At 67.6% G+C, this 26,795-nt stretch carries 25 protein-coding genes; 11 read left to right on the top strand and 14 right to left on the bottom strand.

Annotation, left to right across the window (positions count from 1 at the left end):
• Positions 1-3: 3 nt before the first annotated feature.
• Positions 4-1,035 carry a DNA-binding protein gene (locus E5K04_RS00355; RefSeq protein WP_136550914.1) on the top strand — a complete coding sequence of 344 codons (1,032 nt, stop codon included), beginning with the start codon at positions 4-6 and terminating at the stop codon, positions 1,033-1,035.
• Here the strand turns inward: E5K04_RS00355 and E5K04_RS00360 are convergent.
• The 3 genes from E5K04_RS00360 to E5K04_RS00370 form a co-directional block, all read right to left on the bottom strand.
• Complete coding sequence (locus E5K04_RS00360; RefSeq protein ID WP_136550915.1) at positions 1,004-1,309, bottom strand: cupin domain-containing protein; 306 nt, start codon at positions 1,307-1,309, stop codon at positions 1,004-1,006. The two genes, E5K04_RS00355 and E5K04_RS00360, sit on opposite strands and share 32 nt — an antisense overlap.
• A gap of 165 nt (positions 1,310-1,474) precedes the next feature.
• On the bottom strand, positions 1,475-2,173 hold the full coding sequence (gene aqpZ / locus E5K04_RS00365) for an aquaporin Z (protein WP_268907617.1): 699 nt from the start codon (positions 2,171-2,173) through the stop codon (positions 1,475-1,477).
• A 54-nt stretch (positions 2,174-2,227) separates the two neighbouring features.
• Positions 2,228-3,250: an NAD(P)H-dependent amine dehydrogenase family protein gene (locus E5K04_RS00370; RefSeq protein ID WP_205700248.1), complete on the bottom strand. Its 1,023-nt coding sequence runs from the start codon at positions 3,248-3,250 to the stop codon at positions 2,228-2,230.
• A gap of 116 nt (positions 3,251-3,366) precedes the next feature.
• Between E5K04_RS00370 and E5K04_RS00375 the strand changes: the two genes are divergently transcribed.
• Both E5K04_RS00375 and E5K04_RS00380 read left to right on the top strand, forming a co-directional pair.
• Entirely contained in the window at positions 3,367-4,365 is a 999-nt protein-coding gene (locus E5K04_RS00375; protein ID WP_205700249.1) for a zinc-dependent alcohol dehydrogenase family protein, read from the top strand.
• 11 nt (positions 4,366-4,376) lie between these two features.
• Positions 4,377-5,741 carry an MBL fold metallo-hydrolase RNA specificity domain-containing protein gene (locus E5K04_RS00380; protein WP_136550916.1) on the top strand — a complete coding sequence of 455 codons (1,365 nt, stop codon included), beginning with the start codon at positions 4,377-4,379 and terminating at the stop codon, positions 5,739-5,741.
• Positions 5,742-5,744: 3 nt separating this feature from the next.
• Here E5K04_RS00380 and E5K04_RS00385 read toward each other — a convergent pair whose 3' ends face one another.
• The 3 genes from E5K04_RS00385 to E5K04_RS00395 are packed head-to-tail and all read right to left on the bottom strand — an operon-like array spanning position 5,745 to position 7,188.
• Complete coding sequence (locus tag E5K04_RS00385; RefSeq protein WP_136550917.1) at positions 5,745-6,029, bottom strand: hypothetical protein; 285 nt, start codon at positions 6,027-6,029, stop codon at positions 5,745-5,747.
• Between the two features lie 11 nt (positions 6,030-6,040).
• Positions 6,041-6,682: a phosphoribosyltransferase gene (locus E5K04_RS00390; RefSeq protein ID WP_136550918.1), complete on the bottom strand. Its 642-nt coding sequence runs from the start codon at positions 6,680-6,682 to the stop codon at positions 6,041-6,043.
• Entirely contained in the window at positions 6,679-7,188 is a 510-nt protein-coding gene (locus E5K04_RS00395; protein ID WP_136550919.1) for an Mpo1 family 2-hydroxy fatty acid dioxygenase, read from the bottom strand. Before E5K04_RS00395 ends, E5K04_RS00390 begins: the two co-directional genes overlap by 4 nt.
• 150 nt (positions 7,189-7,338) lie before the next feature.
• Here E5K04_RS00395 and sbcD point away from each other — a divergent pair, with 150 nt between their 5' ends.
• From sbcD to E5K04_RS00415, 4 genes are all read left to right on the top strand, one after another.
• On the top strand, positions 7,339-8,559 hold the full coding sequence (gene sbcD / locus E5K04_RS00400; protein ID WP_136550920.1) for an exonuclease subunit SbcD: 1,221 nt from the start codon (positions 7,339-7,341) through the stop codon (positions 8,557-8,559).
• Positions 8,556-11,939, top strand: a complete 3,384-nt coding sequence (locus tag E5K04_RS00405) for an AAA family ATPase (RefSeq protein ID WP_136550921.1) — start codon at positions 8,556-8,558, stop codon at positions 11,937-11,939. The genes sbcD and E5K04_RS00405 overlap by 4 nt, the downstream gene beginning before the upstream one ends.
• Before the next feature lie 161 nt (positions 11,940-12,100).
• Positions 12,101-13,576 (top strand): hypothetical protein, encoded by a 1,476-nt coding sequence (locus E5K04_RS00410; RefSeq protein WP_136550922.1) that lies wholly within the window; start codon positions 12,101-12,103, stop codon positions 13,574-13,576.
• Positions 13,573-13,965, top strand: a complete 393-nt coding sequence (locus E5K04_RS00415; protein WP_136550923.1) for a hypothetical protein — start codon at positions 13,573-13,575, stop codon at positions 13,963-13,965. Before E5K04_RS00410 ends, E5K04_RS00415 begins: the two co-directional genes overlap by 4 nt.
• On the opposite strand, the gene E5K04_RS00420 is transcribed toward E5K04_RS00415, so the two are convergent.
• Positions 13,962-14,666, bottom strand: a complete 705-nt coding sequence (locus tag E5K04_RS00420) for a hypothetical protein (protein ID WP_136550924.1) — start codon at positions 14,664-14,666, stop codon at positions 13,962-13,964. The two genes, E5K04_RS00415 and E5K04_RS00420, sit on opposite strands and share 4 nt — an antisense overlap.
• Before the next feature lie 67 nt (positions 14,667-14,733).
• Here E5K04_RS00420 and E5K04_RS00425 point away from each other — a divergent pair, with 67 nt between their 5' ends.
• From E5K04_RS00425 to E5K04_RS00435, 3 genes are all read left to right on the top strand, one after another.
• Complete coding sequence (locus E5K04_RS00425; protein ID WP_136550925.1) at positions 14,734-15,063, top strand: hypothetical protein; 330 nt, start codon at positions 14,734-14,736, stop codon at positions 15,061-15,063.
• Between the two features lie 66 nt (positions 15,064-15,129).
• Positions 15,130-15,648, top strand: coding sequence for a nucleoside 2-deoxyribosyltransferase (locus tag E5K04_RS00430; protein ID WP_136550926.1), 519 nt, complete (start codon positions 15,130-15,132; stop codon positions 15,646-15,648).
• A gap of 28 nt (positions 15,649-15,676) precedes the next feature.
• Complete coding sequence (locus tag E5K04_RS00435) at positions 15,677-16,102, top strand: hypothetical protein (protein WP_136550927.1); 426 nt, start codon at positions 15,677-15,679, stop codon at positions 16,100-16,102.
• A 49-nt stretch (positions 16,103-16,151) separates the two neighbouring features.
• Here the strand turns inward: E5K04_RS00435 and E5K04_RS00440 are convergent, their stop codons facing one another.
• The 3 genes from E5K04_RS00440 to E5K04_RS00450 form a co-directional block, all read right to left on the bottom strand.
• Positions 16,152-17,681 carry a YfcC family protein gene (locus E5K04_RS00440; RefSeq protein WP_136550928.1) on the bottom strand — a complete coding sequence of 510 codons (1,530 nt, stop codon included), beginning with the start codon at positions 17,679-17,681 and terminating at the stop codon, positions 16,152-16,154.
• A 217-nt stretch (positions 17,682-17,898) separates the two neighbouring features.
• Positions 17,899-19,494, bottom strand: a complete 1,596-nt coding sequence (locus E5K04_RS00445) for an EAL domain-containing protein (RefSeq protein ID WP_136550929.1) — start codon at positions 19,492-19,494, stop codon at positions 17,899-17,901.
• Between the two features lie 57 nt (positions 19,495-19,551).
• Positions 19,552-20,046, bottom strand: coding sequence for a prolyl-tRNA synthetase associated domain-containing protein (locus E5K04_RS00450; protein ID WP_136550930.1), 495 nt, complete (start codon positions 20,044-20,046; stop codon positions 19,552-19,554).
• 201 nt (positions 20,047-20,247) lie between these two features.
• Here E5K04_RS00450 and E5K04_RS00455 point away from each other — a divergent pair, with 201 nt between their 5' ends.
• Positions 20,248-22,128 (top strand): methyl-accepting chemotaxis protein, encoded by a 1,881-nt coding sequence (locus tag E5K04_RS00455; protein ID WP_168929113.1) that lies wholly within the window; start codon positions 20,248-20,250, stop codon positions 22,126-22,128.
• Between the two features lie 522 nt (positions 22,129-22,650).
• On the opposite strand, the gene fghA is transcribed toward E5K04_RS00455, so the two are convergent.
• From fghA to E5K04_RS00475, 4 genes are all read right to left on the bottom strand, one after another.
• On the bottom strand, positions 22,651-23,499 hold the full coding sequence (fghA, locus tag E5K04_RS00460) for an S-formylglutathione hydrolase (RefSeq protein ID WP_407920067.1): 849 nt from the start codon (positions 23,497-23,499) through the stop codon (positions 22,651-22,653).
• A gap of 54 nt (positions 23,500-23,553) precedes the next feature.
• On the bottom strand, positions 23,554-24,669 hold the full coding sequence (locus E5K04_RS00465) for an S-(hydroxymethyl)glutathione dehydrogenase/class III alcohol dehydrogenase (RefSeq protein ID WP_136550933.1): 1,116 nt from the start codon (positions 24,667-24,669) through the stop codon (positions 23,554-23,556).
• 93 nt (positions 24,670-24,762) lie between these two features.
• Complete coding sequence (locus E5K04_RS00470) at positions 24,763-25,323, bottom strand: TIR domain-containing protein (protein WP_136550934.1); 561 nt, start codon at positions 25,321-25,323, stop codon at positions 24,763-24,765.
• Position 25,324: 1 nt separating this feature from the next.
• Positions 25,325-26,164: a macro domain-containing protein gene (locus tag E5K04_RS00475; RefSeq protein ID WP_136550935.1), complete on the bottom strand. Its 840-nt coding sequence runs from the start codon at positions 26,162-26,164 to the stop codon at positions 25,325-25,327.
• Positions 26,165-26,795: the final 631 nt, after the last annotated feature.

Consider the following 26,795-nt stretch of genomic DNA (forward strand, 5'->3'; position numbering starts at 1 on the left):
ATCATGGCCGACGATATTTACGCAAAAATTCGCGCAGCTGCGCAGGAGCTACTGGCCGAAGGGGTGTGGCCGACGGTGGTTGAAGTGCGCGAGCGGCTGGGCACCGGTTCGAACACGACGATCAACAATACGCTGAAGGCCTGGCGCAAGGACTTTCTCGCACGCGCCGCGGCGGCGAACCGCCGCCCCGAGTGGCCGGCGGCACTGGGCGCGGCATTCAATGCGGTATGGCAGCAGGCGTGCCAGCAGGCGGAGGACGCGCTGGCCGACGCGCGGCGCGAGGCGTTTGCCGAACGCGATGCCCTCGCTGAGGCCTGTACGGCGCTGGAGGCGGAAAAGAACGAAGAAGCGCAGCGCGTCGCGTCCTTGCGGCTCGACCTGGCCGCGACGCACCAGGAGCTTGCGCAGGCGAAGGCCCAGGCCGTGCTGCTGTCCGACGAGCTTGCCACCTTGCGCACCCAGCTGGCGGCGCTCGGTGCCGAACGCGACGCGGCGGCGCGGCGCCTGGCGGACGCGCAGGCCGACGCGCAGGCGAGGCAGGCCGAGCGCGACGCGCAGGCCAGGGTAGAGCTTGCCCACGCGCGCGAGACGGCCGAGCGGCGTGAGGCGCTCGCCTACGAGCGGCTGGAAGGCTTGCGCATCCGCCTGTACGAACAGGTCGAGGACGAGCGGCGGCGCATGCAGGAAGAAAAGGCGTCCGCCGAGGACGCGTTGCGCCAGATGAGGCGCGAACACGGCCGCCTGTCTGATGAGTGGCGCGAAAGGCTGGCCGAACGTGAACGCGAAATCGGCCGGCTGGACGGCCAGTTGCTTGCCGCGCAGCAAGCCGGCAGCGAGGCGCGCAGCGAGGCCGAAACCGCGCACCAGGCGCTCGCCGCGTTACAGGCGGCCTGGCAACAACTGCCTGAGCGGATGACGGCGCTGGCGGGCACCCGGGAAGAGGAGGGAGGCGTACCCACCGGCGCAATTGTCGGCCTGCTTGAGGCCGCGCAGCAAGGCTTGCTTACGCCGAAAGCTGGGGCGTCAGGCGCATGATGGCCGCGTCGCATGGCGGCGCGAAGCGGTGGCGTACGCCGGCGGGGATCTCGATCACCTCGCCCGGGTCGGCCTGCACGCGGCCGCCGTCGGCGTCTTCCAGCAGGAGCGCGCCTTGCAGGCAGACGATGAATTCGGTCGCTGGGTGCGCCTCGTAAGCGTGCTCACCCGGCTCGACCCGGCACAGGCGCATCTCGCTCTGCTCGAGACGCAGGGGCGGGTTCGGTTGATCCTGACAACAACAGGCCGGGGTGTGGCAGATCATCTCGGTCATTCGTGTTCTCTTTCTATCCGGTTCGCGACTTTTGCCTTTTTGGCAAAAGGGATGGCTGCAACGTAAAGCCAGAGTGACCCGCGTTGCAACCGGCCGGTTCCACGGAAGTGGATGTTTTGAAAGAGAATGTCGCTGTGTGATACGGGTTTTTTTTAGACTAACCGATCAGGCGAGTGACCGTTCATCATTCAGCCAACGGTAAAGCAGGCCGCCGATCACGCCGCCGACAAGCGGCGCGAGCCAGAACAGCCAGAGCTGTTCAATCGCCCAGCCGCCGGTGTACAGGGCGACGCCGGTACTGCGTGCCGGGTTGACCGAGGTATTGGTGACCGGGATGGTGACCAGATGGATCAGCGTCAGGCACAGGCCGATCGCGATCGGCGCGAAGCCGGCAGGCGCCTTCCTGGACGTCGCGCCCATGATCACGAACAGGAACATCATCGTCATCACGGTCTCGATCAGCGCCGCCGACGCCAGGTCGTAGCCGCCGGGCGAGTGCGCGCCGTAACCGTTGCTGGCGAAGCCGCCGGCCGTCGAGAACCCCGCCTTGCCGCTGGCGATCAAGTAGAGCACGCCGCCGGCGATCAAGCCGCCTATGACCTGCGCGATGATGTAGGGCAGAACATGGCGCCCCTCGAAGCGGCCGCCCGCCCACAGCCCGACGGTGACCGCCGGGTTCAGGTGGCCGCCCGAGATATGGCCGACCGCGTAGCAGCCGGTGAGTACGGTCAGTCCGAACGCTAGCGCGACACCGGCAAAGCCTATACCCAGATGCGGGAAGGCCGCGGCGAGCACCGCGCTGCCGCAGCCGCCCAACACCAGCCAGAAAGTGCCGATCAGTTCGGCCGCGTACGCTTTCATCATGCTCTCCTCAAGTGGGTACGCGGTCGTTATAGCAGGCACGCGCGCGCCCGGCGCCTAGTCGGGCAGGCCCAGCGGGTAGGGCTGGTAACGCGGCGCGGCGAGACGGTCGCAGGTGACGAAGCCCGGCGGCGCGGCAAGCAGCTGCGGGATGCGGTTCACCAGCGTCGCGCAGGTCAGCGCGACGGTGTCCGGCGCGGCGATCTGCAAGGTGGTGGTCGGCTCGCCGCGCACGGTCCAGTCGTTGCGGTCGACTTCGCCGGGCAGGTAGACCTTGCCGACGCATTGCGCCTCGATCACCACCCCCTGGTAAGTCTCAAGCGTGACCACCGCGCGCATCCCCAGCGCGTGGCCGGCCGGGATGGTGCCCCCGAGCGTCGCGCTCTTGACATCGTGTGGCGCGAGGATGGGTTCGAGTACCTGCGAGACGCTGCGCACGCTGAACCCCAGCTCCGCAGCCAGCCACTCGGCGCTGTTCCACATATACGAAGGCAGCGCCTCCGCGTCGGTGATCTGCCGCCTGAATTCATCGGCCGACAGGCCGGCGCCGTGCGCCTCGGCCAGCGCGATGCCGTAATCCTCGACGTTGTAGCTGGACAGCCCTTCGATGCGCTCGATGCGGTGGGTCGCGCCGGCCAGCGCCGACACCAGCTTGCCCCAGAACACGTCCTGGTAGCCCGAGGCGGATAAAGTCACCCCGTGCTGTTTGGCCAGTCGGTCGAGCCGGTTGGTCAGCGGCGCTGCCGTCGTCCACGGGTAGAACGCCTCCTCGCAGGTCGACAGCGCGCACACCCCGTGCCGCGCGGCGAGGGTGTAGGCGTCCTCGAGCTCGCCGATCAGGCTGCGCGTCGCGATCAGCGCGACATGCGCGTCACAGCCGGCGAACACCGCCTCGGCGTCCGCGGCCACCTGCACGCCCAGCCGCATGTCGAGGCCGGCCACCTCGCCGACGTCGCGCCCGACAAGCGCCGTGTCGGCGTCGATCGCGCCGACGATGCGGCAGCCTTTCTCGTGCAGGTAGCGCAGCATGATGCGGCCCATCTTGCCGCAGCCGTATTGGATGACGCGGATCTGTTCCATGACTTGCTCCTTTTCGGTTGCCATCATGGACTATCGTAAAGCGCCGGCGCGGCCATACATTTGACATGGCGCAACAAGGCTTCGCCGCCAGCGGCATAGGCTGAGGGAGGACGCGCATGCAAGCGCAGATGATGGCGATGGTGTCGGAAGGGCCGGGGCAGCCGCTTAAGCGCGTGCACTTGCCGGTGCCCTCGCCCGGGCCCGGAGAGGTGCTGGTGAAGGTCGCCGCTTGCGGTGTCTGCCGCACCGACCTGCATGTAATTGACGGTGAATTGCCGGACATCGTCTACCCGGTCACGCCGGGGCACGAGGTGGTGGGTACGGTCGCCGAGCTGGGGGCGGAGGTGACGGGGCTCGCGGTCGGTGCGCGCATCGGCGTGCCCTGGCTGGGGTATAGCTGCGGCGCCTGCGCCGATTGCAGGGCGGGGCGGGAGAACCTGTGCGTCGCGGCGCGCTTTCACGGCTATACGCTGCCCGGCGGTTACGCCGCCTATATGCTCGCCGACGCACGCTACGCCTTTGCCTTGACGGGGGCGCTCGACGACGTGCACAGCGCGCCCCTGATGTGCGCCGGGCTGATCGGCCAGCGCGCGCTCAACAAGGCCGGGCGCGCACACAAGATCGGCCTGTTCGGCTTCGGCGCGGCCGCGCACCTGCTCTGCCAGGTATGCGCCCAGCAGGGCCGCGAGGTGTACGCGCTGACCCGGCCGGGCGACCGCGCCGCGCAAGCATTCGCGCGCTCGCTCGGCGCGGTGTGGGCGGGGAGTGCAGCGCCGCCGGTGCCGCTGGACGCGGTGCTGATCTTCGCGCCGGCGGGCGAACTGGTGCCGTTGGCGCTTTCGAGCGTGCGCCGGGGCGGGGCGGTGGTGTGCGCCGGCATCCACATGAGCGACATCCCGTCGTTCCCCTACGCCTTGTTGTGGGGCGAGCGGCGTATCGAATCGGTGGCGAACCTGACCCGGCAGGACGCGCTGGATTTTCTGGCCGCGGCAGGCACGCTGCCCTTGCAGGTGCATGCGCACGCCTACCCGCTTGGCGAGGCCAACCGTGCGCTGGACGACTTGCGCTGCTCTCGCTTGCAGGGCGCGGCGGTGCTGGTGCCGGGCTTAACGTGAAGGAGGGCAAGATGCGTGTGAGTTTTCTCGGTGCGGCCGGAACGGTGACCGGCAGCAAGACGCTGGTCGAATACGACGGACGGCGGGTGCTGGTCGACTGCGGGCTGTTCCAGGGCTTCAAGCAGCTGCGACTGCGCAACTGGCAGCCTTTCGAGGTGCCGCCTGCCGAGATCGACACGGTGGTGCTCACCCACGCCCACCTCGACCACTCGGGTTACCTACCGGCGCTGGTGAGGGACGGCTTCACCGGCGAGATCCACACCACGCCGGCCTCGGCGGAACTGGCCGCCATCCTGCTCGCCGATAGTGGCCGCCTGCAGGAAGAGGAGGCCGAGTACGCGAACCGGCGCGGCTATTCGCGCCACCAGCCGGCCAAGCCGCTCTATACCGAACAGGACGCGGCGCGGGTCAGCCACCGCTTCGCGCCGCTGCCGCTGCACACGCCAAGGCTGATCGCGCCGGGCATCACGCTGACGCTCAGGCAAGCCGGGCATATCCTCGGCGCGGCGATGGCCGAATTGAAGGTCGGCGACAAGACCCTGCTGTTCTCGGGCGACCTGGGGCGGCCGCACGACCCGATGCTGTACCGGCCCGAACGCGTCGCACGCTGCGACTACCTGTTTGTCGAGTCGACCTACGGCGACAGGCGCCACCCGGCCGAGGACACCGAGGCGCTCTTGGAGGACGTGGTGCGGCGCACGGTCAGGCGCGGCGGCGTGGTGGTGATCCCGGCCTTCGCCGTCGAGCGGGCGCAGACGCTGCTGCTGCACCTGTGGCGGCTCAAGCAGGCCAGGCGCCTGCCCAACGTGCCGATCTACCTGAACAGCCCGATGGCGACCGAGGTCACCAAGCTGTTCTACGAATTCCACGACGACCTGAAGCTTGGGCAGGACGAGGTCGCCGCCATGTGCCAGGGCGTGCACTGGGTGCGCACGGTAGAGGAGTCGAAGGCGCTCAACCGCATCGACCACCCCGCCGTGATCATCGCCGGCAGCGGCATGGCGACCGGCGGGCGGGTGCTGCACCATATCAAGGCGTTCGGCCCGCACAAGCGCAACACCCTGTTGTTCGCCGGCTTCCAGGCCGGTGGCACCCGCGGCGCGCTGATCGTCGGCGGCGCAGCCAGCGTGCGCATCCACGGGCAGGACGTGCCGATCAACGCCGAGGTCGTCTCGCTCGAACACCTGTCCGCGCACGCGGACGCCGACGAGATCGTGCAGTGGCTGGAAGGCTTCGAGGCGCCGCCGATCCGCACCTTCGTGCTGCACGGCGAGGCCGAGGCGGCCGACGCGCTCAGGCGGCGCATCGAACACCGCTTCGGCTGGGACGTGTGCGTGCCCGAACACCGCGAGCACCACCTGCTCGCCGACGGCTAAGGCTCAGGCGCGGCCGCTTTGCTGGTGCCAGCGCCAGAAGCCTTCGACGCGTTCGCGCATGAACGCGTCGGCGCGCGCGGCCTCGGCGCTGTCCTGCCCGGCCTCGACATGCCAGGCGCCCTCGCCGCCGTCGCTGTTGTCGACCTCGACGGAGTGTCCGGCGAATTCGGCCTGCTCGGTCAGGTAGGCGAGGTAGGCGTTGACCGACTCGATCAGTTGCGGCCCGTAGGACTGGCTGTCGAGCAGCGCTTTGACGAAGTTGTGGCCGTGGATGACGATGGTGCTCATGGCGCTCTCCTTCAGGGGTGTTCGCCGCGCGCGCGGCGCAGCAAGGACGCGGCGTCTTCGTCGCTGACCTGCGCGAAATCGCGGTAATGCTGGCCGACCGCGGAGAAGTCGGCCGGCGCCGACAGGCAGACCACGTCGTCGGCGAGCGCACGCACCCGCGCGAGCGCGTCGGGCGAGGCGACCGGCACCGCGCAGACAAGCCGCGCGGGTTGCTCGGCGCGCACGCACATCAGCGCCAGTTGCATGGTCGCGCCGGTCGCCATGCCGTCGTCGATGACCACCACGTCGCGTCCGGTGGCCGGGCAAGCCTGACGCTGCGGCGTCAGCAGAGCACGCCGCGCGCGGATCTTCACCGCCTCGCGCGCGCGCTCGGCGGCGATCCACGCCTCATCCGCGCCGGCCTGCCGCGCCCACGGCAGCACGATGCACTGGCCGTCTTCGGCCAGCGCGCCAACCGCGAACTCCGGGTTGCCCGGCGCGCCAAGCTTGCGCACTAGCACGACGTCGACTTCACCGCCAAGCCTGGCTGCAAGCGCCACCGCCAGCGGCAGTGCGCCGCGCGGGATCGCCAGCCACAGGGGGTTGGCAAGGCCCAGCGCGGCGAGCCTGGGTGCCAGGCGCAGGGCGGCGTCGACGCGGTCCTCGAAGATCATGCGTGTGTCCCCGCGCCGCGCACCGGCCCCGCGCGCCGTTCGATTTCGGCCGCCAGCGCCGGCAACAGCCCGAGCGCGAACAGCCACTCGGCGACGATGAACAGCGGGCCGATCGCCAGTTGCATCAGGTCGTCGACGAAGGCGGGCTTGCGCCCCTCCCAGAAGTGGCCGACGAACTGGATCGCCCAACCGGTCACGAAGAGGCCGACGCCGCTGGTAAGCCACAAGGCCTGGCTGCCCGAGGCGAGCCAATGCCCCAGCCATAGCGCGACGCCCATGAAGACGGCCATCGCCAGCGCCAGCGTGTGCTCGAGCATGAAGTAGTAGGCGATGCACAGGGCGGTAACCAGCGTCGCCGGGGTGAGCCCGGGCAGGAGTTCGGTGCGGCCTAGCAGGGTCGCGACGGCGACGACGATCAGCGGGATGCCGAAAAAGTGGCTGACGATATTGCGCCGGTCGCGGTGGTAGGCGGCGTAGGTGGACAGCTGTTCGGTGACGGTCTTCATGGTGCGCTCCTCGTGGTCTTAGTATGGCCGGCGCGTGCAGGTGCGCCGGTTCCTGATGATCGTCATGTTTTTGTCATCGCGGCAAGCTTGCGCTGCAGCAAGGGCAGGGGGCGCGGTACACTTGGCGCCATCCCCTTACAGCAAATCGCCATGCGCCTCCTGCATACCTCCGACTGGCATCTGGGCCAGCACTTCATGGGCAAGAACCGCCAGGCCGAACACGCGGCGTTCCTCGGCTGGCTGGTCGATACCGTCAACACCCACCGGGTCGACGCGGTGCTGGTCGCCGGCGACATCTTCGACACCGGCTCGCCGCCGAGCTACGCGCGCGAGGCGCTGAACGACCTGGTCGTCGCGCTCGCGCGCCATCAGGTGACGCTGGTGCTGCTCGCCGGCAACCACGACTCGCCCGCGGTGCTCGCCGAGAACAAGCGGCTGTTCGGCCAGTTGGGCGCGACGGTTATCGAGGCGGCGGCTGAGAATATCGAGGCGCAGGCGCTGCTACTCAGCACGCGCGCGGGCGAACCAGGCGCCGTGCTGTGCGCGGTGCCCTTCCTGCGTGCGCGCGAACTGGCCAAAAGCGAGGCCGGGCAAAGCGGCGAGGACAAGGCGCGCGCGCTCGCCGGGGCGCTGGCCGACCACTACGCGCGGCTGTGGGCGTACGCCAGGGCGCTGGCCGAGACGCACGGCGGCCTGCCGGTAGTCGCCAGCGGCCACCTGACCACGGTCGGCGCCAGCAGCAGCGAGTCGGTGCGCGAAATCTACGTGGGCTCGCTCGCGGCGTTTCCGACCGCCAGCTTCCCGCCGGCCGACTATATCGCGCTCGGCCACATCCACCGCGCGCAGAAGGTCGGCGGCGCCGAGCATATCCGCTACAGCGGCTCGCCCCTGGCGCTGAGCTTTGACGAGGCCGCGCAGGACAAGGAGGTGCTGCTGGTCGACCTTGCGCCGGGCGAACCCGTGCGGGTGACGCCGCTGGCGGTGCCTTGCTTCCAGCGCCTGTTGTCCGTCAGCGGCTCGCTTGCGGTACTGCCGGCGAGGCTCAGCGCGCTTTCCCGCGAGCTGGAAGCGGGCGAGCGGGCGTGGGTCGACGTCGAGGTGGTGTCGGACGACTACCTGAACGACCTGCTCGGGCGCGTCGCCGGCATGGTCGGCGAGCTGCCGCTGGACGTGCTGAGGGTGCGCCGCGCGCGCGGCCAGGCGTCTGCCACGCTCGAGCGCACGGCGCGCGAAACCTTGTCCGAACTCACGCCGGCCGAGGTATTCGCGCGCCGCCTCGCCGCAGAAGAAATCGACGAGGCAACCCGGCTGGCGCTGGTGTCGCGTTTTGACGAAGTGGTGCACACGCTCGCAGCGGAGGACGCGCAATGAAGATCTGCTCGCTCAGGCTGAAGAACCTCAACGCGCTCGCCGGCGAGTGGCGCATCGACTTCGACCGCCCGCCGATCGCCGGCAGCGGCCTCTTCGCGATCACCGGCGCGACCGGCGCCGGCAAGAGCACGCTGCTCGACGCGATCTGCCTCGCGCTCTATCACAAGACCCCGCGGCTGGACACGCTATCGCAGGGCAGCAACGAGCTGATGACCCGCCACACCGCCGAGTGCCTGGCCGAGGTCGAGTTCGAGGTCGGCGCGGTGCGCTACCGCGCGTTCTGGAGCCAGCGCCGCGCGCGCGACAAGGCCGACGGCGCGCTGCAGGCACCGCGCGTCGAGCTTGCGCGTGCCGACGGTACCATCCTCGCCAACCAGGTGCACGACAAGTTGCGGCAGACCGAGGCGCTGACCGGCCTCGACTTCGGCCGCTTCACCAAGTCGGTGCTGCTCGCGCAAGGCGGCTTCGCGGCCTTCCTCAACGCCGACGCCAACGAGCGCGCCACCTTGCTCGAAGAGCTGACCGGCAGCGAGGTGTACGGCCGCATCTCCGAGCGGGTGTTCGAGCGCACCCGCAGCGCGCGCGAGGCCTGCGCACAGCTGGAAGCCACCTCGGCGGGCATCCGTGTGCTGGACGACGACGCGCTAGCCGAGCTGACAGAGAACCGCGACACGCTTGTGCTGCGCCAGCATGCAGGCCGCGAGTCGCTGGCGTCGATCGAGGCGCGGCTGGCGCGCGTCGACGCGCTGGGCCGGGCCGACGCCGCGCGTAGTGCTGCCGCGGCCAGGCTCGCCACCGCCGAAGCTGCGGGCTCGCAGGATGAAACCGACCGTACGCGCCTCGCGCACGCCGACGCGGCCGAGGCGCTGACGGCGCCGTGGCAGGCAAGGGAGGGCGCCCGCGCGGCGCTGGCTGCCGCGCGCCAAGCGTCGGCGCAGGCAGCCGCGGCCGAACAGGGCGCGCACGCCCGCGCCGGCCAAGCGCTCGCCGCCGCGGCCGCCGGTGCCGAGGCTGCTCTGGCTGGCCACGCCGATGAAGGCGCGCGGCTCTTTGATAGGCAACAGGCACTGGCCGCCCTGCAACACGCGCACGCGGATGACGCGCAACTTGGCGAAGCGCTGCCCGAATGGCGCGCGCTGTTCGCGCGGCAAGCACGCGAAGCAGAAGCGCTCGCCAGTGAAGCGGCGACGCTCGCGGCCGCGCGGCAGGCGCTGCCTCGTCACGCGCAGGCGCAGGACGCGGCGCGGCAGGGGGTGGCGGGCGCCGAGACCGCGCTCGCGGCCCTCGCCGGGCAAGCGAGCGCGCTGGAAGAGGCGCACGCAATCGCCCTGTCGGGCGACGCCTTGCCTGCGTTGCAGGCGCGCTGGCGCGCCGTGCACCAGGAGGCGGCACGGCTGGGCGCCCTGCAGGCGCTGGCCGACGCGCAATCGCGCAACGCCGGCGCCGTCGCCGTGGCGCACGCGTCCGTCGCCGCCGCGCTGTCCAAACAGCAACGTTGTGAGGCGGACTACCTGCAGCAGCGTGAACGCTACCGCTTGCAAAAGGCGCAGGTCGACACGCTGGAGGAGCTTGCCAAGCTTGCTCGGCGGATGGATGAGCTGAGCGCCCATCGTGACATGTTGCAAGCAGGCCAGCCCTGCCCGCTATGCGGCGCACTCGAACACCCCTCGCAGGACGGCGCACCGCTGGCGGATGCGGACTCCGCGCAGGCGAAGCTGCAGCGGGCGGAGGCCGAGCTCAAGACGATCCTCGCGGCCGGGCAGCAGGCCGCAGCCGACCTGGGGCAAGCCGAGGGTGAACACAAGGCGGCGGTGAAGCAGCTTGCAATGCAAGACGCCGAGGGCGACGCGCTTGCCCGGCGCTGGCTGGCGGAGGCGGGCGGGCTTGCCGCAGGCAGCCTTTCCGCCGCAATCGACAGCGCCGCCGAGGCGCTTGCGGTCATCGAACGGCAGTTGAAGGCACGCGAGGCGGCCGAGACGGCGATGGCCGCGCTACGCGAGCAACTGGCCGGCGCGAAAGACGCGCTGGCGAACTGCCGAACGGCGCAGGCGCTCGCCGACGAGAAGCACGCCGCGCAGCACGCGCTATGCGCCGCGCAACAGGCGCGCGTCGCCGACGCCACCCGGCAACTGGCCGCCACTGGCGAGTTGCTCGCCGCCGCGCTGGGCAGCGAACCGCCCGCGGACAGCGCCGCGTGGCTTCGTGCGCGCGAGGCGGCTTGGCAAGCCTTCCAGAGCCGCGCGGGGCAGTTACAAACGCTTGCCGCCGCGCTCTCCACGCACGGCGCGCGGGCCGAGGCGCTGCAGCAGGCGGCCGCGCGCTGGCGTGCGCGGGTGGCTAAATGGGGCGAGGCCCTGCCGCACGTGGCGCAGCAAGCGATAGATGCCGACGCGCTGGAGCGCGCCTTCGACGCCGCGCAGTCGGCGTTGTCGGGTGCGCGTGCCGCGGCAAGCGAGACCCGCGCGCGGCAAGAAGAGGCCGAACACGCGGCCAGCGCGGCGGAAGACGCGTGGTGCGCGGCGCTTTCAGACAGCGTATTTATCGACGAGGCGGCGTTTGCCGCCGCCCGCCTGAGTGCCGCCGCGCGGCAACAGCTCGCCGCCGGCCTCGCCGCCCGCGCGCAGGCACTCAAGGACGCCAGCGAAGCGCTTGCGCTCGCCCGTGCTGCGTTCGACGCGTGCGAGGCAGCGGTGGCGCCGGGCGAGCGCGCGGATGACTTGCAGGTGCAGAAGGCCGATACCGCCGCCGAACTGGAGACGGTGGCACGCCAGATCGGCGAGGCCGACGCGCGCCTCGCCGACGACGCGCGCGAGCGCGAGGCGCTGGGCGGCGCGCAGGCGAGGCTGGCCGCGCTGCGCGCGGACCTTGAGCTGTGGCAGAAACTCGACGCGCTGATCGGCTCGGCGCGCGGCGACAAGTTCCGCCGCTTCGCGCAGGGGCTGACGCTCGAGCAACTGGTGATGCTCGCCAACCGCCAGCTCGCGCGGCTGCACCCGCGCTACCGGCTCGCGCGCAAGGCGGGTACCGAGCTGGAGATGGCGATCGTCGACACCTGGCAGGGCGACGTCAGCCGCGACACCCGTACCCTGTCCGGTGGCGAGAGCTTCCTGGTCAGCCTCGCGCTCGCGCTCGCGCTGTCGGACCTGGTCAGCCACCAGCGGCCGATCGACACGCTGTTCCTCGACGAGGGCTTCGGCACGCTGGACGCCGAGACGCTGGACGTCGCGCTCGACGCGCTCGACGCGCTGGGCTTTGATGGCCGCCTGATCGGCGTGATCAGCCATGTGGACGCGATGAAGGCGCGCATCCCGGTGCAGGTGCGCGTCGAGAAGGGCGCCGGCGTCGGCCACTCGCGCGTGCGCACGGTGCCCGCACCTTGAAGGCGGTGCTGTTCACGCTGGTCGCGCTGGCAGGACGGGCCGGCCGCCGCGCGCGAATGCGACTTCGGCGGGCCTGGCGCCGGCCTGGTGTACCTGTCGGCCGACGGCGGCACGCTGGCCGTCAGCCAGCCGGACGGCTACTGCGTGTTCGGGGGCTTCTGATGCGTGGCCTGATCCCCTTATTGCTGGCCGCCCCGTGCGTGGTGCTGGCCGCGCCGGTCGAACACGCCGGCCTGCGCCTTGTCGCCCAATCGGCCGACGGCGGCACGCGGCTCGCGCTGTCCAAGGCGGCGCCGTTGCCGCCCGCGCTGGTTGCGCGCCTGAAGATCCGCCCCGAACTGCTGGGCGAGGAAGGCTACCGCGCCGAGCCCTTGCTCGGCGGCGCGCCAGTGTTCGAAACGGGCGGCCGCCTCAGCTCCATCCAGGGTTTTGCCTACGTGCAGCGCGTCCTGTTAAGCGGCGACGGGCGGCAGGCCTTGCTCGGCGCCGGTGAAAACGGCGCGCTCGACGCGTGGCGCATCGGGCGGGACGGCACGCGCGAGCGGCTGCTGCCGCGCGGCGCGGCCGCCTTCAGCGGGGTGATCGACGCCAGCGCCGACGGCAACACGGTGGCCGGCTGGCTGCAGGCCAAGGCGGGCGACGTGCCGCAGGGGTTCCTGTGGCAGGCCGGCCGGGGCTACCGCCTGTTGCCCGAGCCCTTGTGGCTGCCGTTCGCGGTGTCGGCCGACGGCGCCCGGGTTTTCGGGTTGAGCCGCCGCCCGGACGCGGACACCTTTGCGCGCCAAGGCCTGATGCGCAGCCTGCAGGGGCCAGCAGAGGGCGACTGGGGCGACGCGGTCGCAGTCAGCCACGACCTTAAATCCGCGGTCGGTTATTACTTTGTGCGCCCTCAGAGCGGCGACGCGGCGGCCACCGGCAGCTACCGTGCCTGGTGGTGGCAGGCCGGGGCAGGCTACCGCCACAGCGCGCGCGCGCTGTACCTCGATGAAGCCGGGATCGACGACCCCGCGCGTTTTTCCGCCTTCCGCAAGCAGTTGCTCGCGCTCGCCGGCCTTGGTGCCGACACCACCGAAACGGTGGTGAGCGGCGTCGCGCAGTGGCAGGCCGGTGGCGAAGCGCGCGAGCAGGTCGCCGACGCACGGCCGGTGCTGTTCGCCCGCGAAGGCGCGCTTACCGCGTGGAAGGTGTGGCAGGACGAGGCGTGGCGGATCCGCCTCGCCCATGGCGACGAGGCCATTGCCGCCGAAACGCTGGCAGGTGCCGGCTTCGGCGACGTCTATGCCGTGCGCGCGTCCGCCGACGGGCGCGCGCTGCAGATGCTGGGCGAAGACGGCAAGGTGCGCGTGCGCCGTGCCGGCAAGAAGTTCGATCTGGCTGGCGGCCTGCACATGCTGGGGGCGTTTTCGCCTGCCGGGCACTACTACCTGTGGCCGGACGGTGAGGGCTTTGAAGACCGGCACGTCGCCTGGGTCAACTTGCAGGACGGTGCCCGCGGCACGCTTGCCCCGTGTCCGCTGGCCGACGGCCATTACAGCGAGCTTGCCTTGCGGGTCGGCGACAGCGGAAGGACGGTCGCGCTCGGCGGTGAGGCGGGTTACTGCGTGTACCGCACCGCCTTCGGGGAGGCCTCGCCATGAGGTATCTGGCCCTGGGGCTGCTGCTGGCCCATGGCGTGGCCGTCGCAGCGGACTGTCCGGGCCTGGCCGGCCGCTACGAGATCCAGTGGCCGGGCGAGCGCGCCCAGCCCATGCGCGTGTCGGAAAGCCGGCAGGACGGGCAGCTTGCCTACCGTGTCGAGATCGCCCTGCCTGACGGGCGCTGGGTCGCGCAGCGCGCCAGCACGCTGGCCAACCGCGATCGCTCCGAACTTGGCCTGCTGCCGCGCTGCGCGCTTATGGTCGAGGGTTACGGCCTGTTTGCCGTGCGCCGTGCGTTCGACTGGACCGGCTTGCCCGGCGTGGCAGGCGCCGGCTGGGCGTTCTGGGCCGAAGAGCGGCTGTGGCCGGTCGCGCGGCTGGGCGACTAGCAGCTAAAGCAGATCGGGGCGGGCTCGGGCGGCAGCATGCCCTCGGCGTCGCGCATGAAGTCGCCGCCGCCAAAGTCGCGCGGGCAGTCGAAATCGTCCAGCGGCTTCACCCGCAGCTTGTAGAAGTTCACGCTGCCGTTGGCGCGCAGGCCCAGCACGCCGCCGGCAAGCTGCGGGTCGCTGTGGCGCAGCAGCGGCTGGCCGTCGACCCACGCGGTCAACTGCCGGTTGCACACGTTGACGGCGAGCCGGTAGCGGCGGCCGGTGTAAAGCTCGAATGCCGACTGCACCCGCGAGGGCTCTCCGCGGTCGATGTCCGGCAGGCGCAGGTAGCCGACCCCCGCGTACGCGCGCCGGTCGATGCCGTACATCACGAAGCGGGTGAAGCGCGCCTCGTGCCACGACAGCATCAGTTCGGCGAGCACGCCCTGGTGCACGACGATCTCGGTCTCGACGCGGTAGTTGGCCGGCAAGGGCACGCGCGAGCGCAGCACCGCCATCTTGTCGCCGCCGCAGCTGCTGTTCGGCCGCCTTTGGTCGGGCGTCAGGCAGTTGCCGTTCACGCCGTTGTCGCCCACGCCTTGCCACTGGCCACGCACCACCTGCCAGTCGGGGCCGGGCAGGGGCGCGGCGGTGTCGGGGGCGTGGCTCGCGCAGCCGGCGAGCGCCAGCGCGGCAAACAGGGGGGACAGTTTTTTCATGGCGCAATTTTACCGCCCTCACGCCTGTCTTCCATTTGGTTTTTCCCTATCCTGAGAGGATGTCTTGATGCATGACCGGATGCGGTACGCTGCCTTGCTCGCCGCCAGTACGCTGGCCGTGCCATCGGCCATGGCGGCCGACCTGTTCCAGGGGACGCTCGCGCGCGTGGACGCGCAATGGGTGCTGGTGCGCTGCAATGCTCTCAAGACGCGCTACCGGCTGGTGCTGCCCGCCAGCGAGGCCGGGCGTTTTGATGCGGCGTGGCAGGCGGGTGCGGGCACCGTGCAGGCAAGCCTGCTGGCGCGGGCAAGCGCCGACGCCGGGGGTTACCGGCTCAACGTCGAGTCGGTGCGCGCGCTCGCGCCGGGTAGCTGCCACCTGGAAGACCTGCCCTGAACTTTGGCTAGCCGGCGCCTGTCTGCCAGAGAGAAGCCGAATCAAACCTGCAAGCGGAGTAGCCCGATGTCCCTGAAAATCTACCTGGCCGGCCCCGACGTGTTCCGCAATAACGCCGACGCCTATTTCTCCCACCTCAAGGCCGAACTCTCCGCGCTAGGCCTGGAGGGCGTCTCGCCGCTGGATGGCGAACTCTCCGCGAACGAAGCCCCGGCCGAACTGGCCCGCGCCATCTACCAGGCCAATATCGCGCGCATCGCCGAGGCGGACGCGGTGCTCGCCAACCTCGCGTGGTTTCGCGGCACCGAACCCGACTCGGGCACCGCCTTCGAACTGGGCTACGCCGCCGCGCTGAAAAAGCCGGTGTTCGCCTACAATGTGCCGGCGGTGCCGATGCTGCGCCGGCTGGCCGGTGAGGTGCCGCTGACGGCCGATGCCGACGCCTTCCGCGACGCGGAGGGGATGGCGGTCGAGAACTTCGGCCTGCCGCTGAACCTGATGCTCGCCGTGAGCGCGCAGTGTCACGAGACGCGCGAGGCGGCGGTCGCCGCGCTGGCCGCCTTCCTGCGCCCGGCGGCACATTAGGCCCGATATGGCCGGGTTAGCCGCAAGGATGGAGTGGGTCGCCGTGGTGCTGTGCCTGTCGCTCTTCATGGCGGGGCCTGTGCTGGCCGAACCGGTCGGGCCCAGCGGTTTTACCCGGGCGGAAATTGCCGCTTTCGCGCGTGAGGTGCAGGACGCGCTCGCCCACCACGACACGCGGCGCCTGGCGCGCCTCAGCCAGTGGCCGCTCAGGGTCAACGTCGCGCCGGGCAAGGTGAGGCTGGTCGCGCGCAGCGCCTTGCGCCGCGAATACGGCCGGGTGTTTTCCCCCGCGCTGATTGCCAAGGTGCGCGCGCAGGTCGCGGACGCCCTGTTCGAGAACGCCGACGGGGTGATGTTCGGCGATGGTGAATTGTGGGCGCACGGCGTATGTGAAGACCGCGCCTGCCGGCGCGCGCGGCTGCTGCTGTTTGCCGTCAACCCGCCCTCAAAGTGAAAAGGCAGGCGGCGGGTGCCGCCTGCCACCATTTGCCGGTTGGCGAAGCTCAGGCCAGCATCACCTGCGCCACCAGCAATAGCGCGCCGAAGCCCAGCACGAAGCCGACCATCGGCAGCACGAAGCGCACCCAGTGGTTGAAACGCATGCCCAGCATCTGCGTGGTCGCCAGCACGAGGCCGGTCGGCGCCAGATACAGCATCGCGTACTGCCCCCAGTTGTACGCCGAGACGACGATGTAGCGCGGGATGCCGACGGTGTCGGCCAGCGGCGCCATGATAGGCATCGACAGCACGGCAAGACCCGACGAGGACGGCACCACGAAGCCCAGCAGGGTGAAGACCAGCATCTGCGCGACCGCGAACACGCTGCCGTGCATGCCGGCCACCAGGCCCGACGCGTAGTGCAGCAGGGTGTCCGAGATCATGCCCTGGTCGAGCACGATGTTGACGCCACGGGCGAGGCCGATGATCAACGACACCCCGACCAGCTCGGACGCGCCCTTGGTAAACGCGTCGACCAGGTCCTTCTCGGCTTCGCCCGAGATGAACATGATGATGATCGCGATGGCGAGGAAGGACGCGGCCATCTGCGGGAACCACCAGCCGCCGGCCATCACCCCCCACACCATCAGCGGGAACGCCGCGACGAACAGCGCAAGGATCAGCTTGCGGCGCAGCGTCAGGGGTTCGGCCTCGGTCAGCGAGCCGCCTTCCAGGAAGCGCGCACGGAAGGCCGCGCTGTCCTCGTAGGTGTAGGAGAAGCTCGGGTCGGCCTTGACCCGCTTGCAGTACCAGTAGAGGTAGCCGATCACGGTGGCGGTGCCGACCACCAGGCCGAACACCCGCCACAGGATGCCCTCGGTGAACACGATGCCGGCCGCGTTGGAGGCGATCACCACCGAGAACGGGTTGATCGTCGAGAAGGTGGTGCCCATCGACGCGGCGAGGAAGATGGCGCCGACACAGACGATGGAGTCGTACCCCAGCGCGAGGAAGATCGGCACCAGGATGGGGTAGAAGGCGACCGCCTCTTCTTCCAGCCCGCAGGTGGTGCCGCCCAGCGCCATCACCGTGCACACCAGGGCGACGAACAGGAACTCGTTGCCCTGTGCCTTCCTGGAGAGGGCGACCAGGCCCGAATTGAACGCGCCGGTCGAGTTGACCACGCCGATCAGCCCGCCCAGCACCAGGATGAACACGATGATGTCCACACCTTCGATGGTGCCCTTGACCATGCTCTCGGTGACGTCGGCCAGCCCCTTGGGCGACTGCGGCAGCCGCTCGTAGGTGCCGGGAATGGCGATCGGCTTGCGGATGGTGCCGTCGACGAACTGCTTGACGTCGATGCTGACGCCCAGCCGGTCAAGTTCGGCCTGCGTCGCCGGCACCTTGTGGCTCGCCCCGGTCGGCGGCGTGACGACCAGCGATTGCGCGGGCTTGTCGTACGACAGCTTGGAGAAGGCGCCGGCAGGGACGATCCAGGTCAGCCCGATGGCGACCAGCATGATCAGGAACAGGATGGTGAAGGCGGACGGAAAGGTCTTGAACAGCCGCCAGCGTGGGGGCGTGGTACTCATGCGACGCTCCTTGTCGAAGTCACCCGGCAAAAGCCGGTAGGCAAGGTCGCGCGCGGCAGGGCGGCAGGCGTGTGCCGGCCGCAGGCAGCCGGCTTGTGGCCGGCTGGTCGTGGAGGCGACCCGTGAAATCGATAGCGCTATCGCAAGCGCCACCATACGCCGATGGCGTTGCCAGACAACCCCTTCGGCGCATGTGTCATTTGATTGGCGTCAAGTATTAGTAAATTTGAATAGAGTGCTCGGAACGGGCTGCAAGCGGCGGCAAAGCTGCGCCGGCTGTGCTAACTGCGTGTGCGTCCAGATGCCGGAGAAAGTCGGCCACGGGCACCGGATGGCCGTACAGGAAGCCCTGATGGTAGTGGACGCCGAGCGCCAGCAGGTAGGCGCGCACGCCTTCGTCGGCGACGCCTTCGCCGACCAGCTCAAACCCCATGCGCCGCCCGATCATGATCACTGCGTCAAGCAGCGGGTTGTCGTCGCCAGGCCGGTAACCGTCGACAAAGCTGCGGTCGATCTTCAGCACCGAGACCCGCTGGCAGTCGTATAGCGTCGCGAGGTTGTTGCGGCCGGTGCCGAAGTCGTCGATCGCCAGCGTGATCCGGTAGCGGTCGAGCAGTCCGCTGAGTGCTGGCGGCAGCGTGTCGAGCGAGGCGTGCTGGCGCTCGGTGACTTCCAGCAACAGCCGCGCATTGTCCTGGGCGAGCCTTGCGGCGAGGCTGGCACAGCGCGCGTGGAAGGCCGGGGCGGTCAAAAGCGCGGGCACCACGTTGACGCTCAGGTGAAAGTCTGGCGGCAGGCGGTGCCCTGCGAGAGCGGCCTCGAGCCTGGCCATGATCGCGCAGGTCATCGGCACGATCTGGCCGCTTTGCTCGGCCGGGGGGATGAAGAGATCCGGCCGCCCATAGTGTTCGGGCGCGCCCGGCCAGCGCATCAGGAGTTCGGCGCCGGCCAGTTGCCCGTCGCGGCCGTCGACGATCGGCTGCAGATAGGGCTCGAAAGCGTCGCGACGCAAGGCTTGATGCAGCAACTCTTCGATGCCCAGTCTGCGGCGCAGCCACACGTAGGCGAACACGCCGACGCTCAGCGACAACAGGGCAAGGGCCATGAGGGCGGTGTGCGATTGCTGGATAAACAGGGTGTCGCGATTGCGGGTGCTTAGCAGTGTCCGGATCGTGTAGGGGTAGCGCGGGCTGCCGTGCGCCCACACAAGTTCGTCCGGACTTGCCGATGGGGGAGGCAGGCCGGTGCCGGCGAGCTTGCCGTTGACCAGCAGCTGGTGCTCGAACAGGTCGTGCTCGGCGTTGTCGAGCATCAGGGTCGCCGCAGCCAGCGGCACGCTGGTCTTGGCCGTGAAGCCGTCGCCGACGCGCGTGTGGTACAGCAAGGGCAGGCGCTGTGCCGGCTGCGCCGGTGGCTGGTTGGGGTAGAGCACGGTGAAGCTGTTATCCGGGCGCGGGTCCATCCGCCAGGAGAGGCCGGTATTGTAGTTGCTGCACACAAGCTGCCAGTCGCGGTCGCCGACCAGCAGGGCGCTGACAAAGGGGCGCGCGAACTCCCACTGAGCGAGGCGCGGCTTGATGGCGGTGCAATCAGGGTTGGCACGGTAGAGCGCCAGCGCATAGCGGCTGCCTGCCGCCAGTTCGGCGAACACCGTGTCGACCATCCGGCTGCTGCGTGCCTGCGCCGGGCGGACCTGCTGGTCGAGCTCGGCGTTGAATTGCCAGAACAGCAAGGCGGACGAAATGGCGGCGACCGCCAGCGTGGCGGCGATGGCGGCCGCGAAGGCGAACGGTACGGTATGGCGTCGGTTCATCGGGTGCCGGCAGAAAACAGGCGCGTCGCGCCCGTGGGAAAAGGAAGGCGCCGTGTCTTACGCGGGGCGCGGCACGTCGATGACCCGGGCCGTATGCCCGGTCACGGCCAGGAAACGAACCATCGTGTCGTGCGGCAAGGACAGCGTCGCCGTGTTGACGAGCGGATGCGCGAGCACCGCGTCGGCGTCCCACAGTGCGCGGTCGATCACCACCTCGACCGCGTGGTCTGTGTCGTTGCAGGTGGCCAGCAGGGTGACCGCACCCGGGGTCAGGCCCAGGCAGCGCAACAAGCGCTCGGGCGACGCCATGCGCACGCTCTTGGCGTCCAAGAGCGGCGCCAGTGCCTTCAGGTCCACGCTCGCGTCGGCCGGCACCGTCACCAGGAAGTGGCGCTTGCCCTTGTTGTCGCACAGGAACAGGTTCTTGGTCTCGGCGCCGGGCATGGCCGGGCACAGCCGCGCCGCCTCTTCGCAGGTGTACACCGGCGGATGGGTGTAGCGCAGGTAGGGTAGGGCGTTGCGATCGAGCAAGGCATAGAGCGTAGATTCCATGTTTGAAAGCTAATGCACGCCAACTTGACTTGTCAAATGGATTGGCCGTCCCGTTATTGAGCATTTCGCAAGTAGCATCCTCGATTTGAGTAGATATCCATTAAAACATAAGCGTATATGGATATACTGTGCGTACGTTTTATGCAAAGTTGCCGGCCATGGCTGAGACTACCACCTGCGCCGGCCCAACGAGGAGCGTCCGTGTTCAAGACCCTGAAAGCTCGGCTGGTGTTGTTGTGCGCCGGCCTGTTGCTGCTGTTGGCAGCCATCCTGTTTGCCATCTCGTTTACCCAGATGCGCCGCGCCTTGATCGACAGCAGCGACGCCGAGATCAGCTCGCTCGCCCGCAGCGAGGCCGACTTGCTCGGCCAGTGGTATACCGACCAACTGCGTGACGCGCGCAGCATCGACGACGAAACGCAGGCGGCCGACCTGCCGCGCCTGATCGACCGCCAGGCGCGCATCAGCGGCTTCGAGAACCTGGGCGTCGCCTACGAAGACGGCCGCTTCGTATCCGACCAAGGCAAGGTGTTGCCGGCCGGCTTCGACGCCCGCACCCGCCCGTGGTACCAGCAGGCCAAACAAAGCGGCGAGGCTGCGCTGTCCAAACCTTACGTCGACGTGCTCAGCAAGAAGCTGGCGGTCACCCTGAGCGTGCCGTTCAAGGAAAACGGCGCGTTCGCCGGCGTGATCGCCGCCGACGTGCTGGTCGACAAGCTGTTCGCGCAGCTGGCCGAGCGCAAGGTGCGCGCCGACGGCTACGTGTTCCTGTTGGACAAGGACGGCACCGTCATTGCCTTCCCGCAGGCCGAGCATGTACAAAAGCCGGTGTCCGAGGTCGCCCCCATGCTGACCGGCGACAAGATCGCCAGCATGGCGGCCGAAGACGAGGGGCGCTCCATCGTGGTCGACGGACGCGAGATGGTCGTCGCCCTGCACCCGGTCGATGGAACCGACTGGATCGCCGGTGTGGCGATGGACGAGGCGCTGCTCGACGCGCCGATCACCCGCCTGAGCTACCTGCTGGGCGGCTCGACCGTCGGCGTGATGCTGGTGTTGGTGCTGGTCGGCGGCGCCGTGATCGGCGGCATGCTCGCCGGGCTGACCCGCCTGCGCGACGCGATGCGCGAAATCTCGCAGGGCGACGCTGATCTCACCCGTGCGCTGCCGGTGAAAGGGCAGGACGAGATCGCGCAAACCGCCGAGGCATTCAACACCTTCGTCGCCGGCCTGCGCACGCTGTTCGGCAGCCTGCGCGGCGAGGCGGGGCAGGTCGCCAGTGGCGTGGCCGACTCCAGCCGCCTGGTCAGCGAAGTGGCGGCCGGCTCGAGCAGCCTGTCCGACGTCTCCAGCGCCAACGCGGCCACGCTGGAACAGATTACCGTCAGCATCGCGCAGATCGCCGACGGCGCGCAGCAGGCCGACCAGCTGGTGCGTGCGACGCGCGGCGAACTGGAAGAGAGCGCGCAGGGCATCAGCCGCCTGTGCACCGGCATGGAGAGCACGGCAGGTTCGGTGCGCTCGCTGGAAGACATGCTGGGCGTGCTCAACACCCGCTCGCAGGAAATTTCCGGCATCACCGACGTGATCCGTGACATCGCCGACCAGACCAACCTGCTGGCGCTGAACGCCGCGATCGAGGCGGCGCGTGCCGGCGAACAGGGCCGCGGCTTCGCGGTGGTCGCCGACGAGGTGAGGAAGCTTGCCGAACGCACCGCGCAGGCGACCCAGCAGATCGCCGGCATGGTGGCAACCATCCGCGAGGAGACCGAGCAGGCCGTGGGCGACGTCAACCGCACCGTCGGGTCGGTGGAAGACGGCGTTACCGTCACCCGCGACGCCGTCGAACAGATCGAGCGCATCCGCCGTGCGATGGGCGAGGTGGTCAGCAAGATGGGTGAAATCAGCCACTCGACCAGCGAACAGCAGGTGGCGACCACCCAGATCGCTCAGAGCACCGAGCAAATCAACGGCCAGGTGCTGGAAAACGACAGCCGGCTGCAGGACGTCAGCAGCACGCTGGAGGCGCTCAACACCGCCGCCCGCCGCATGGGCGACGAGTTCGGGCGGTTCAAGCTGTAACGCGGCTTGGCTGCCTTGCTAAAAACGGAACCGGCCAGACGTATGTCTGGCCGGTTTTTGTATGGCGATACCCAACAGTAAGTTGGCAGGTTGAGCCAGGGTTTTGTGTCCGCTGCGCGGACGTGTTTGAGTGCCGCTTCCGCGCTGACCGAGCGCGGCAAGCGTAGCGGCGCGAGGGAATACGAACGGGCAAGGGGCTTGTGGCGACAAGCCCCTTGCATCCCAAGCGCCCCCGAAGGCTCGCGACTTCCCCGTCAACAAAGACGCTGGCGAGGCGCTGGCCAACTCCATGCGTGCGAATCTTTGATTCGCCCAGCGGGGTATTCGCTACCGTCGAATCGCTCGAACAAGGGCCAGCTTAAAACCTCGCCAGCACCTTTGTTGCCGGCGCGAGCCTACGCGGAAGGGAGACTGGCGCAAGAACAGCCCGCGATGTCCGCAACAGCACCCCCAACTTTTAATTACGGCGTAGCCATTCATATGCCCTGGCCACACCGGTCGTCGCGGGCAGGGTTGGCAGCCCTATGACGCCAGGCGGCCAAGCGCCTTCGCGTGGTGGTGCAGGTGCTCGTCGATCAGGCTGGCGATGAAGAAGTAGCTGTGGTCGTAACCCGGGTGCCTGCGCAGCGTCAGCGGGTAGCCGGCGGCGCTTGCCGCCGCCACGAGCGCTTCCGGGCGCAACTGGCTGGCGAGGAAGGCGTCGGCCTCGCCCTGGTCAATCAGCAGCGGCAGCCGCTCCTGCGCCTGGCCGATCAGCACGCTGGCGTCCCATGCCTGCCAGCGGCTTTCGTCGTCGCCCAGGTAGTGCCGGAACGCCTTCTGCCCCCACGGGCAGTCGCAGGGGTGGCAGATCGGCGCGAACGCCGACACCGAGCGGTAGCGCCCCGGCCGGCGCAAGGCGGTGACCAGCGCGCCGTGGCCGCCCATCGAGTGGCCGCTGATCGCGCGCCGGTCGCTGGCCGGGAAGTGCGCCTCGATAAGAGACGGCAACTCGTCGGCGACGTAGTCGTGCATGCGGTAGTGGCTAGCCCACGGCGCTTCGCTAGCGTTCAGGTAAAAGCCGGCGCTAAGGCCAAGGTCCCACTCGCCGTCGGGCGCCCTGGCAACCTCGGCCCCGCGCGGGCTGGTATCCGGGCAGACCAGGATCAGCCCCAGTTGGGCCGCCGTGCGCTGGGCGCCGGCTTTCTGCACGAAGTTCTCGTCGGTGCAGGTCAGCCCCGACAGCCAGTACAGCACCGGCAGCGGCGCGCCGGCCTCCGCCTGAGGCGGCAGGTAGACGCTGAAGCTCATCTCGCAGCCAAGCGTTGCCGAGCGATGGCGCCAGCGCTGTTGGCGCCCGCCAAAACACAGGCTATCGGAAAGTTTTTCCAGATCCATGAAAGCCTCCCGGCGCGGGCCGCGCGCGGGCGGCCCGGCGTGCGTGCGTTAGAAGTGGATGACGGTGCGGATGCTCTTGCCCGCGTGCATCAGCGCAAACGCCTGGTTGATTTCTTCCAGCGGCAGGGTGTGGGTGATGAAGGTGTCGAGCGGGATCTCGCCCTTTTGCGCCTTGTCCACGTAAGCCGGCAGTTCGGTGCGCCCGCGCACGCCGCCGAAGGCGCTGCCGCGCCAGACGCGGCCGGTCACCAGCTGGAACGGGCGGGTGCTGATTTCCTGCCCGGCGCCGGCCACGCCGATGATGGTTGATTCGCCCCAGCCCTTGTGGCAGCACTCCAGCGCAGCGCGCATCAGCTTGACGTTGCCGACGCACTCGAACGAGTAGTCGACCCCGCCGTCGGTCAACTCGACGATCACGTCCTGGATAGGCTTGTCGTAGTCGTTGGGGTTGATGTAGTCGGTGGCGCCTAGCTCGCGCGCCTTGGCGAACTTGTCCGGGTTGATGTCGACCGCGATGATGCGCGCGGCCTTAGCCATGGTGGCGCCGATGATGGCGGCGAGGCCAATGCCGCCCAGGCCGAACACGGCCACGGTCGAGCCGGCCGTCACCTTGGCGGTGTTGAGCACCGCGCCGATGCCGGTGGTGACGCCGCAGCCGAGCAGGCACACCTTTTCCAGCGGCGCGTCCTTGGGGATCTTGGCGAGCGAAATCTCCGGCACAACCGTGTACTCGGAGAAGGTCGAGGTGCCCATATAGTGGTAGATCGGCTGCCCTTTGTAAGAGAAGCGGGTGGTGCCGTCCGGCATCAGGCCCTTGCCTTGCGTTGCGCGCACCGCCTGGCACAGATTGGTCTTGCCGGACTTGCAGAACTTGCACTCGCGGCATTCGGCGGTGTACAGCGGGATCACGTGGTCGCCCACTGAAAGAGAGGTCACGCCTTCGCCGACGGCTTCGACGATGCCGCCGCCTTCATGGCCGAGAATGGCCGGGAACACGCCCTCCGGGTCGTCGCCGGACAAGGTGAAGGCGTCGGTGTGGCAGACGCCGCTCGCCACGATGCGCACCAGCACCTCGCCCTTTTGCGGCGGCGCGACGTCGACTTCGACAATTTGCAGCGGCTCTCCGGCGGCAAAGGCCACGGCGGCGCGAGATTTGATAGTCATGATGCCACTCTCCTTGTTCGGCTAGGATTCGTAGCATATCAGAATATTTGATTGTATAAGCGGGGTTGGGCGGGCCGCCCCCTGCTACGAATGTTAGGGCTTGATTAGGCCCCATTGAATTTGCGTTTCTCGGTTGTAGAAGCCGTAGCCATTGGTGGGATACTTGATATTCCCGATGCCAAATTGGTCGATGGCGTCGAGTACTGCAATCATTTTGAATGGGATGTGAATCACGCGAGCTGTGCCATTTGAAATTCGAGTAGCTAGAGCTTGCGGCCAATAATTGGAAAGCTGTGCTGGTGCCAGTATCGATTCGAAGTCTGGATATGCCGCGATGATCGGCATTTGGCACTTATCGACTGCGTAAGTGATTTCGAACGGCACCCAGTCGGTGTCGTTCTTTGTCTCGGCCGTAAGAATGAGTACCATATGCTTGGAGTTTTTCAATCGCGCCACTAGAGCTCGCCGAAGGGTGTCCCTAGTCGACGAGTCTCGAACAGCAGATGTCTTTTCGTGACTATTGATCAGTGAAAAATTTATATTCTTGTTAGCACACCACATCTTCATAGTGTTGTAATACTTTATATCTGAAGCTGTTGGGTTAGTTGTGCCGCCAGCATGAAAGGCTACATAGGTGCCGTTACGGTATGCCACGTTACCTCCAGAAGTTTTCGATTAGGTGAAAATCAATTTCATCAAATCGGTCAGGATGAATCACGATCTCGATATCCAAGGCGACTTGGTTCTTCTTAGTCTCGTTCACGAGCACCAAGAGAATTAGCTGTAGGAGTTGATTGGCGGGCAAGCCGATGCCGGATAATCCAGAGCCGACGAGAGGTATAATCAGTCTTTCGCCTCCAAGCACAACACGAGCTCTTGCGCACAAGCCTTCAAGTGCTCGTACCAAGTCGGGTATCGTCGCGGACGCTTTGAATGTGACAATATCAGTAGTGCATAGCGCGAACAGAAGAAACCGATGTGAATTTGTATTTATAGAGGCCGTGGTGCCGATTGGATATCGGCGCGTCTTTCCGTTAGCACGTTGAATATCTTGTCCTGGTGTATTGGCGAGGTCGACTGTGAGAAGCTGGTCAAACGAGGTTGGATGACCGCCGAAGAATTTGTCAACTACTATTCCGTGCAGCGACTTTGGCGAGACGGGGAGTCCGAGCTTGCTATCAAAAAACTCATTGACTGGGATGGCGAGATATCCGCCATGGTCAAATAAATCACCGAACGAAACGGTGACTTCAGTATTGGAATGGCTAATCTTGAAGCTAAAGGAGCGGTGCTGGTATGCGCGTATGCAAGCAGCTAGGATGCCGATAAAAACGAGCACGAGATAACAAAGAATGCCTTGTGGCTTAATGTCTTGAAAAAAGTAGGACCCCGACTCGACTAGCGTCCAAAGGGCGCTGTAAGCAAAGAATATCTCGACCAAGAATTTTAGTGGGTGACGCTTTATGCCAAGGTAAATGTTGTGTAGTATTTTCATCTGCGAACTGGATTATGAACCACTGGCGTTAAGTATACGCCTGTGCAAGTGTATATTTACCCTTTCTGCATAACTACTGACACCACGTGCTTTTCCATTGATTTCAAACACGTGGTGTTACAGATGCCTGAAATTACTCAGCCAGATGGGATTGTCGCGCCCCGCTTGCTTTGCATGCTGTGCGAGGCGTTGCGGTGCAGTATTACAGCGTACGTATCGGGCAGTGATATGTCAATTGTGTCTGGTGTTTTGTGCGGATTTCACCATCATCGACATCCTCGCGAAATGGCAATGGAGGAGGGCTGCCGCTTTCTTGACTAGCTGGTTGTGGGTGGGCAGGTTTCTACATCCACGAAAAATCAGGTTTTGTCTGTGTTGCTGTTCCTTATGTCGCGAAGTGCTGATGCCAAGCTAGCCCAAACTGGGTGAGGTACTTCGAGCCAATCCATCCAGACATCTACCCGTCGATCTCACGCGCCAAGATGAGGTCGCGCTACTGGCTCAGGCGGCCGGGCCGTATGCGCGGGTCAGGCGAGGTGCACAACTGGCCACTGGCAGGAACAGCGTGGCTGAATCCGGAGCAGGAATTGATGGTTTCAGCCAACGCCGAGTGAATTGAGCTTTATGTCAC

The organism is Crenobacter intestini (genome assembly GCF_004919095.1).
GTDB classification, from domain to species: Bacteria; Pseudomonadota; Gammaproteobacteria; order Burkholderiales; family Chromobacteriaceae; genus Craterilacuibacter; species Craterilacuibacter intestini.